The sequence below is a fragment of the Oceanotoga sp. genome, from assembly GCF_030445905.1.
Taxonomy (GTDB): Bacteria; Thermotogota; Thermotogae; order Petrotogales; family Petrotogaceae; genus Oceanotoga; species Oceanotoga teriensis.
In genome coordinates this window covers 1-5,085 of the sequence record NZ_JASUSU010000084.1, presented here as the reverse complement: position 1 = coordinate 5,085, position 5,085 = coordinate 1, and the positions used below count along the sequence as shown (strand labels likewise).

The 5,085-nt window shown below is 29.5% G+C and carries 6 protein-coding genes and 1 pseudogene; 6 read left to right on the top strand and 1 reads right to left on the bottom strand.

Going from position 1 to position 5,085, the window contains the following annotated elements:
- The 6 genes and pseudogenes from PWP28_RS13790 to PWP28_RS13765 all read left to right on the top strand — a co-directional run.
- Positions 1-277 (top strand): annotated as a pseudogene (locus tag PWP28_RS13790) (hypothetical protein); the annotation flags it as partial.
- Between the two features lie 244 nt (positions 278-521).
- Complete coding sequence (locus PWP28_RS13785) at positions 522-1,235, top strand: hypothetical protein (RefSeq protein WP_305081249.1); 714 nt, start codon at positions 522-524, stop codon at positions 1,233-1,235.
- Position 1,236: 1 nt separating this feature from the next.
- Positions 1,237-1,461 carry a hypothetical protein gene (locus PWP28_RS13780; RefSeq protein ID WP_308645015.1) on the top strand — a complete coding sequence of 75 codons (225 nt, stop codon included), beginning with the start codon at positions 1,237-1,239 and terminating at the stop codon, positions 1,459-1,461.
- Between the two features lie 533 nt (positions 1,462-1,994).
- Positions 1,995-2,483, top strand: a complete 489-nt coding sequence (cptIN, locus tag PWP28_RS13775; RefSeq protein ID WP_308645014.1) for a type III toxin-antitoxin system CptIN family toxin — start codon at positions 1,995-1,997, stop codon at positions 2,481-2,483.
- A 372-nt stretch (positions 2,484-2,855) separates the two neighbouring features.
- On the top strand, positions 2,856-3,032 hold the full coding sequence (locus PWP28_RS13770) for a hypothetical protein (protein ID WP_305081246.1): 177 nt from the start codon (positions 2,856-2,858) through the stop codon (positions 3,030-3,032).
- Entirely contained in the window at positions 3,033-3,374 is a 342-nt protein-coding gene (locus PWP28_RS13765) for a Fic family protein (protein WP_308645013.1), read from the top strand.
- 309 nt (positions 3,375-3,683) lie between these two features.
- Here PWP28_RS13765 and PWP28_RS13760 read toward each other — a convergent pair whose 3' ends face one another.
- Positions 3,684-4,760 carry a Gfo/Idh/MocA family protein gene (locus PWP28_RS13760; protein ID WP_305081244.1) on the bottom strand — a complete coding sequence of 359 codons (1,077 nt, stop codon included), beginning with the start codon at positions 4,758-4,760 and terminating at the stop codon, positions 3,684-3,686.
- Positions 4,761-5,085: the final 325 nt, after the last annotated feature.

Below are 5,085 nucleotides of genomic sequence, written 5' to 3'. Positions count from 1 at the left end.
ATTTGGATTTATAATATACTATATATTAATAACAAGAGACGATACAGATGAATATGAATTAAAAGAAATAGACATAAAAAGAGGTGATTTGATTATGACAAGAGGTAGACAGCTTTACGAAGATGGTATTCAAAAAGGAATTAAAAAGGGCAAGTTAGAAACTGCTAAAAAGCTTTTAAAGAAAGCACTTGATAAAAAAACTATTTCAGAGGTAACAGAGTTATCTATAGAACAAATCAAAAAAATTGAAGAAGAAATGAAGCAAAACAAAAATTAATCTACAGCCTCCTTTTAAAAAGGGGGCTTTTTAGAATAACAAGAGCTTCTAAAACACCCCGTCAGTTTCACTGACACCCCTCTAATGGTCATTTCAGAGGGGAATTAAATCCATAAATATCAATTTTAGATATCAACTTAGGTTGGTATCTTTTTTCTTTCTCACTTGACAAAAATAGATATAATTATACAAACATATTCATAAATAATATTTTAATAAAAATTTGGTATAATAGAGGTGAGAAATGGGGGAAGAAGACAAATTTTACAAAGTTAATAAAGTACTTTCTAATTTAATTGAAAATATTCAAAAACATAATATTTTTGATGATAATTTTTCTTCTTTAAGAAAAACAATTGAAAATTTTGAGGTAAAAGAAATTTTTGATAATATGTTAAGTTTCTATGAGATTATAAATGATTATGATATAAATAGTATTATTGAAGATTTTGATAGTGATGAAATGAACCTCAGTTATAGATTGAAATCTTTAGAGTCATTTAAAATTAAGTGGAATAAAAATATAGGTAAGTCAAAACAATTGAGAGAGGTTAGTAATGATTCTTTAGCTTTTAGATTTATTGTAGATATTGAAAAAGAAAGAGTTTTAGAAATAATCGAAAAAGTTTATAAATATAATAAAGGTTTTGAAGTAGTCGATTTTTATAAAGATCATAAATCAAAAGATGATGGTTATAGAGGTATTCATTTATACTTTAGACTCAATCCAAAAACATTTCCTATTGAAATACAATTTTGGAATAGAAAAGATGCAATTTTAAATTATTATACTCATGAAATTATATATAAAAGTTATAATAAAGAAGACTATGATGAATATTCCTATAAACTGAGAAAATGGTTAGATAAATTACCGGAAGCACCAAAAAATATTGATAAAGAATTTATTGACTTTTGGTATGAAATGTTCTTAGAAGTAGATAACAGAGGTGATTAATATGAGTTATTTGTATGCGAGAAGAGTTGGGCAAAAAGGAACATGGTTAATAAAGATGGATATGAAAAAAGCGTTGAAAATAATAAAAGAAAATGATGATATGAGAGATTATTTAGGAGTTATTGGAGGGAAAAATATAAATAGTCTTAAAAGAACTTATGGAGAATATGCTCCGTTTAAAGAAGTGGATTCTATAGAGGAAATTAAAAAGAAAATGCACATATAGTTACGATTTTTAATTTTTACCGGACTCAGAGTGCCAAGGATAGAAATTGTTTCACAATTTCTGTTGTTGGAGGTTGGAGGTTGGAAGAGTAGAAATCGCCTGGCGATTTCTGTTGTTGGTTGTGAGTTGATGGTTGTTGGAAAGGTCAAAGGCAAATGCCTAAACTCCTCCCCAGCTTCGCTGGTACTCCTCTTACACATTAAGAGGAGAATAAAAACAACTCCGTCAGTTTCACTGACACTCCTCTAATGTTCATTTCAGAAGGGAATAAAACTTATAAATATTAATTGTAGATATCAACTTTTGTTGGTATCTTTTTTGTTTTCATTTGACAGAAATTGATAAAAAGAGTTATAATTTAAGTGCAAATATATCAAATATTTGTCGCTTCCTGATATGCGACTAATAAATAGTCAGGCTCAAATAACTGTCGCTACTCGATATGCGACTAACAAAAGGTCGAGTTCAAATGTTGCTAAAGCTCTATCCATTAATATGGGTGGAGCTTTATCTTTATGAGGAGTTTACTGCTAATGAAAAAAGGTAATTTTTATTTTTTAAATGATCAATACTTCATAGATTTTCCGGATAGTTTTTTAATGAAGAATAAAGAGACTTTGAATGCTGTAGTACACGATCGTCCATGCTTCTTAGCTTTTGAAGACACTAATACCTCACTTTATTGGGTAATACCTTTTTCTTCTAAAGTATTAAAATTCAAAGGTATTTATTCTAAAAAAATTGCTAAATATAAGAGATGTGATACGATTGTTTTTGGAGAAGTTTTAGGCCATGAAAAGGCATTTTTAATACAAAATATGTGCCCGATTACTAAGCAATATATAAATAATGAATATATTGATCCTGTTGGAAATGTTCCTGTTCGGGTAGATGGAGTATTAGAAAAAGAGCTTATAACAAAAGCAAAAAAAGTCTTAGCGTTGCAACGTAAAGGTATTAAATTAATTTTCCCTGATGTAATAAAGATTGAAAAAGAAATTTTAAAAAATATTAGTAAATAAAACAATTCTATAATATATAGTGATGATGGGAGATAAAAATCTTTTTAACACTATTTTTATTTTAATATAATGAGTAATAAAATAAAGTTATTAAATATAAATAATCATCGGGGTTGTTTGATGGAAGAGTGAAAAGCAAATTTTAATTTAGCTAAAAAATAGATTCTTCGGCAGGCTCAGAGTGACAAAGATAGAAATTGTTTCACAATTTCTGTTGTTTGTTGATAGTTGTTAGAAAGGTCAAGGGCAAGTGCCTAAACCCCTCCTGGGATAGAGAAATCAGAGATTTATGTTGAAGGCTGTAAGAAATTAATTATTTTTTTTATAAAATATTAATCAAAGTGTTGTATAATAGAGGTAGGAGGGATTAATATGCCAGCAAAATCAGAAAAATCTTTTTTTAACAGAATTGAATATATTAAAAATACTATGGAAATAGAAGGATATAAAATACGTAAAAAAGATTTAGATTTTTATAAAGAAATAGAAAATAATAAATATTCTAAAAAACAGATTATTCAAAAAGTATTGAAGACCCATAAAATTTAGATGAAAGATTATGATTTTAAATTTGCTCATTATCCTTTTTTAGATAATTTATTATGTGATTATTTTTTAAAGTTAAAAAAAGATGTGTATTTGATAGATTGTGACTATGATAAACTCATAGAAAAATTAACTTATTTTATTACAGAATTGAATATTATCCATCCCTTTAGAGAAGGAAATGGTAGAGTTATTAGAGAGTATTTTAGAATTCTTTTGGAAAGAAAAAACCTTTTTATAGATTATAGTGATAAAGGGAAATATCTGGAAGCTATGATAGAATCTCCATATAGCATGGATAAGTTGAAACAATTTTTGAGTAATAATTTAAGAAGTATAGAATAGTAAAAATTAAAAAGAGATTTTGGTGGTTTATAATTAGTAAAATTTAACTTAGCTAAAAATAGACTCGACAGGCTCAGAGTGACAAGGATAGAAATTGTTTCACAATTTCTGTTGTTTGTTTATAGTTGTTGGAAAGGTCAAGGGCAAGTGCCTAAACCCCTCCCCTAATACATTTAGGGGAGAATAAAAACAACTCAGTCAGTTTCATTGAAACCTCTCTAATGGTCATTTCAGAGGGGATTAAACCCATAAAATTCAATTTAGAAAATAAAAACATGGTGCTCTAATGAGCACCATGTTTTAAATAATTTATCTACCAAAGAATTCTTTCATGTCTTCTGTTGAGAATTCAAATGGGAATTTTACTGGTTTGTTTTCTTTAGTTGATTTGTATATTGCCAGTACGACTTCTACTGCTTTTTTGCCTTCTTTTCCATCTACGTAAGGTTTTCTTCCTTCTATTATTGAGTCATGAAAATCTTTGTATAAAGGTGTGTGTCCTGCTCCGTATACTGTTTCTGGGTCTGGAAGTGTTTGGAATGGGTGTTCTGATTCTTGCTGAATGTTCCAAGTTTCTATTTTGTTTACAGCAAGACCACCTATTACAACAGTTCCGTTTTCTCCAAATACAGATAGAGTCTCTTCGAGATTTTTTGGGTATGTGTTTGCTGTTCCCTCTATTATTCCAAGAGCTCCATTTTTGAATTTTATTATTGCAGAACCAAAATCTTCTGCCTGTATGTATGGGTGGTTGAAGTTGTTTATTTGACCGTATACGTGTTCTATTTCTGAGTTCATGTTCCAGATTAAAAGGTCTATGTTGTGTGTACATTGGTTCATAAGAGTTCCACCGTCTTGTTCCCATGTTCCTCTCCATGGAGCTTGTTTGTAATAACCTTGGTTTCTGTTCCATCTTATAGAAGCTTGTCCGTGGTATATGTTCCCAAGGTTGTTTGATTCTATTTTTTTTCTAAGTTCTTGAATTGGTGGGTTGAATCTATTCTGGAAACATACTCCAAGATTTACATTTTTTTCTTCTGCTGTTTTTATCATGTCGTCCATGTGTTTTGTATTGAGAGCCATTGGTTTTTCTGTTAGTACGTGTTTTGAGTTGTCTAAGAAAAATTTGGATATTTCATAGTGTTTTCCTGATTCTGTTGCTATTACCGCGGAATCGAAATCCATTTCAGTCATTTTTGTGTAATCTGTGTATATTTTTGGTCTTTTTAGTCCGTTTTTTTCTATTATGTCAGCGAGGTTTTCTGCTTTTTCTCTTTCTATATCACAAACAGCTTCCAGGCTTATATAGTCTTTGTTGTTTATGAATGCTTCTGTGTGTTTTTTGGTTGCTATTCTTCCACAACCTATTAGAACAAATTTTAGCAATGTAATCGCTCCTTATATCAAGAAAATTTTGTCTTGGTTTTCGTAGTATTTATCTTTCAAAGTATTTTTTGTGTCGAGTATTACTTTTGCCTTTTCAACGAGCATGTCGTAATCTACGTTGTTTTTGTGTCCTGTTGTTATTATTACCGCGTCTGTTGATTCCACGAGTTCTGGGGTTAATTTTTCTGTTTTGTATTCTTTTCCGTTTACTTTGAAAGTGTCTACGTGGACCTATGTCAATATCTTGGACACAAAAAGTTGAACAAATTATGCAGAATTTTTAGCTAAGTCCTCACACTTTTGAGGAGTTATATATCCTATGCTA

What these genes read in the sequence shown, in the direction of transcription:
- PWP28_RS13785 (WP_305081249.1), top strand. Translation starts at nt 522, where the DNA reads ATGGGGGAAGAAGACAAATTTTACAAAGTTAATAAAGTACTTTCTAAT.
- PWP28_RS13780 (WP_308645015.1), top strand. Translation starts at nt 1,237, where the DNA reads ATGAGTTATTTGTATGCGAGAAGAGTTGGGCAAAAAGGAACATGGTTA.
- cptIN (WP_308645014.1), top strand. Translation starts at nt 1,995, where the DNA reads ATGAAAAAAGGTAATTTTTATTTTTTAAATGATCAATACTTCATAGAT.
- PWP28_RS13770 (WP_305081246.1), top strand. Translation starts at nt 2,856, where the DNA reads ATGCCAGCAAAATCAGAAAAATCTTTTTTTAACAGAATTGAATATATT.
- PWP28_RS13765 (WP_308645013.1), top strand. Translation starts at nt 3,033, where the DNA reads ATGAAAGATTATGATTTTAAATTTGCTCATTATCCTTTTTTAGATAAT.